Annotated in this window: 5 protein-coding genes; 2 read left to right on the plus strand and 3 right to left on the minus strand. The window is 67.6% G+C overall.

The window, feature by feature from the left end:
* The coding region (locus tag B082_RS0132625; RefSeq protein WP_018555984.1) for a hypothetical protein at window positions 1–516 on the plus strand (516 nt) is incomplete at its 5' end.
* A 14-nt stretch (window positions 517–530) separates the two neighbouring features.
* Window positions 531–1,493 (plus strand): dTDP-glucose 4,6-dehydratase, encoded by a 963-nt coding sequence (gene rfbB / locus B082_RS0132630; protein ID WP_018555985.1) that lies wholly within the window; start codon window positions 531–533, stop codon window positions 1,491–1,493.
* 175 nt (window positions 1,494–1,668) lie between these two features.
* On the opposite strand, the gene B082_RS37190 is transcribed toward rfbB, so the two are convergent.
* The 3 genes from B082_RS37190 to B082_RS0132645 are packed head-to-tail and all read right to left on the minus strand — an operon-like array spanning window position 1,669 to window position 2,494.
* The gene (locus B082_RS37190; RefSeq protein ID WP_018555986.1) at window positions 1,669–1,923 is read right to left on the minus strand and encodes a hypothetical protein; all 255 of its coding nucleotides are present in this window, start codon (window positions 1,921–1,923) and stop codon (window positions 1,669–1,671) included.
* Window positions 1,920–2,282, minus strand: a complete 363-nt coding sequence (locus B082_RS0132640; protein WP_018555987.1) for a hypothetical protein — start codon at window positions 2,280–2,282, stop codon at window positions 1,920–1,922. The genes B082_RS37190 and B082_RS0132640 overlap by 4 nt, the downstream gene beginning before the upstream one ends.
* Window positions 2,283–2,311: 29 nt before the next feature.
* Window positions 2,312–2,494 (minus strand): type II toxin-antitoxin system Phd/YefM family antitoxin, encoded by a 183-nt coding sequence (locus B082_RS0132645; RefSeq protein ID WP_018555988.1) that lies wholly within the window; start codon window positions 2,492–2,494, stop codon window positions 2,312–2,314.
* Window positions 2,495–2,685: the final 191 nt, after the last annotated feature.

The raw sequence follows: 2,685 nt of genomic DNA on the forward strand, positions 1-2,685 counted from the left end.
GCCGAGCGCATCGAGCACCTGCGCATGATCCGTGACGTGCAGGACCGCACCGGGGGCTTCCGCGCCTTCATCCCGTACACGTACCAGCCCGAGAACAACAAGCTGCGCGGGCGTACCCAGGCGACGTCGCTGGAGTACCTGCGGGTGATCGCCGTCGCCCGGCTCTTCCTGGACAACGTGGCGCACATCCAGGGCTCGTGGCTCACCACGGGCAAGGAGATGGGCCAGATGACCCTGCACTACGGGGCCGACGACCTCGGCTCGGTGATGCTGGAGGAGAACGTCGTCTCCTCCGCGGGCGCCAAGCACCGTTCCAACCTGCCCGAGCTGCTCGAACTGATCCGCGGCGCCGACCGCGTACCGGCGCAGCGCTCCACCACGTACGAGATCCTGCGGGTGCACGACGACCCGGCGAACGACCCGGCCGACGAGCGGGTCGTCTCGCACATCTCCTCGATCGTGGATTCCGGCGACGGCGTCCGCCGCCGCTCCCTGAAGGTTCTGCCGGTCGGCTGAGGAGACGGGACGACGTGAAGGTATTTGTCACAGGCGGAGCCGGCTTCATCGGCTCGCAGTACGTGCGGGCGATGCTCGCGGGCGAGTACGCCGGTTACGAGGACGCCGAGGTCACCGTCTTCGACCTGCTCACCTATGCGGGCAACACGGCGAACCTGCCGATCGGGCACGAGCGGCTGACCTTCGTCCGGGGCGACATCCGCGACGCGGCCGCCCTGGAGGAGGTGCTGCCCGGACACGACGTGGTGGTGCACTTCGCCGCCGAGTCGCACGTGGACCGGTCGGTCGCCGGCGCGGTCCCGTTCGCCTCGACGAACGTGGTCGGCACCCAGCAGCTCCTGGACAGCTGCGCCCGGCACGACGTGGCGACCGTGCTGTGCGTGTCCACGGACGAGGTGTACGGCTCCATCGAGCGCGGCTCGTGGGACGAACACGAGCCGCTCCAGCCCAACTCGCCCTACGCGGCGTCCAAGGCGGGCAGCGACCTGGTCGCCCTGGCCTGTCGGCGCACGCACGGGCTGGACATCCGGCTCACCCGGTGCTCCAACAACTACGGCCCGTACCAGAACGCCGAGAAGCTCATCCCGCTGTTCATCACCAACCTGCTGCGCGGCAAGCCCGTGCCGCTGTACGGCGACGGACGCAACGTCCGCGAGTGGCTGCACGTGGCCGACCACTGCGCGGCCCTGCAACTGGTCCTGACCGACGGGGAGCCGGGCGAGGTCTACAACATCGGCAGCGGCGTCGAGGTCACCAACGTCTCGATCGCCCGGCGCCTGGTCGAGCTGTGCGGCGCCGACCCGTCCATGATCCGCCAGGTGGCCGACCGCAAGGGCCACGACCTGCGGTACTCGCTCGATTTCAGCAAGATCACGAAGCTGGGCTTCACCCCGTCGATCGAGTTCACGGCGGGCCTGGAGAGCACGGTGCAGTGGTACGCCGACCACCCGGACTGGTGGCCGGCCGAGACCGCCTGACCGGGCGGTACGAGGGCTGCGGCGGCCGCCGGATCGAGCGATCCGGCGGCCGCTGTGTGCGTGGGTGCCGGAAGGTCACCTGGCCGCATTGCGGGCGACGCGGGCGTCAGGCCCAGAAGGCTTCGGTGACGACGATCTGTGGGTCGGCGTGGCGGCGCATGAAGGTGTAGATGAGCTAGCCGCGTCCGCCGGCCAGGTCCACGATATGAGGACCACCGGGGCTTGTGGAGGTCAGCGGCCGAACGGTCATCCAGTGCGGGAGCGAAGCATCGGCATCGATTCCCCGGAAGTACGGGTCTTCGGCGGTGACCAGTTCCGCACGGGCACTCATGACCAGGTCGCTGCCTTCGGCAGGCATGTTCTGGAAATCGTGCTGCGCCTGCTTCGTCCAGTCCATCTGCCAAGGCGGCCGGAGTGGTTCGTCGATCACTCTCCGGGCTTCCTGTCGGCGGCTTCATGCCGGAGGCGGCTGTACTCCTCCAGAAGCCGGGTGGACTCCTCGGGGTCCTCGGACTTGGCGGCGCGGGCTTCGAGGTCGCGAAGGTGTGAATCGAGGACGGGATTTCGCGCGATGGCGTACTGCGTCCACCACAGGCGCATGAAGGCCGGCACGGGGGTGATGCTGAAGGCGTCGCCGATGACGCGCTTCCAGTGAGCCTCAAAGTCCGGGAGGAGCTGTGGAGTGTGTTCCTGAATGGCCAACCGGAGTGCTTGAGGGGTGCGCTCGGGCATGGGTGGAATCCGCAGGGGTTCCCCCTCGTACCCATCGAAGTGGAGATGGGCGGGCATGGTTCGGGCTCCTTGGTATGGAGGGTGGGTCAGGCCACCTCGTGCGACTGGTGCCGACGAGCCATCTGCTCGAACCACTCGGCCGGCACCAAGTAGGCGACCGTCTTCCCCTTGCGGGTGATGGCGGCGGCCTCACCGGCGATCCGGGTTCGGTCCAGGATCTCGCCCATCCCTTTGCGCAGGTCGATGGTTGTGTACGTCTTCGTCTCCATGCGTTCAAGCGTATAACAACTATCATAGTTGACGGGTTCGTCACTAAGTGTGATTGGTCTTGTCGCTTAGGGCGGCACAGCGGCCGAATTCGGGGCCGTCAGTGCTTGGGGCGGTCTGATTTGGGGATGAGGCCCGCTCGTACGGCTCGGGCTTGGGCTCGGACCTTTTGGGCGGGGAGGGTGGGTTCCTG

This window comes from Streptomyces sp. ATexAB-D23, assembly GCF_000373645.1.
Classification (GTDB): Bacteria; Actinomycetota; Actinomycetes; order Streptomycetales; family Streptomycetaceae; genus Streptomyces; species Streptomyces castrisilvae.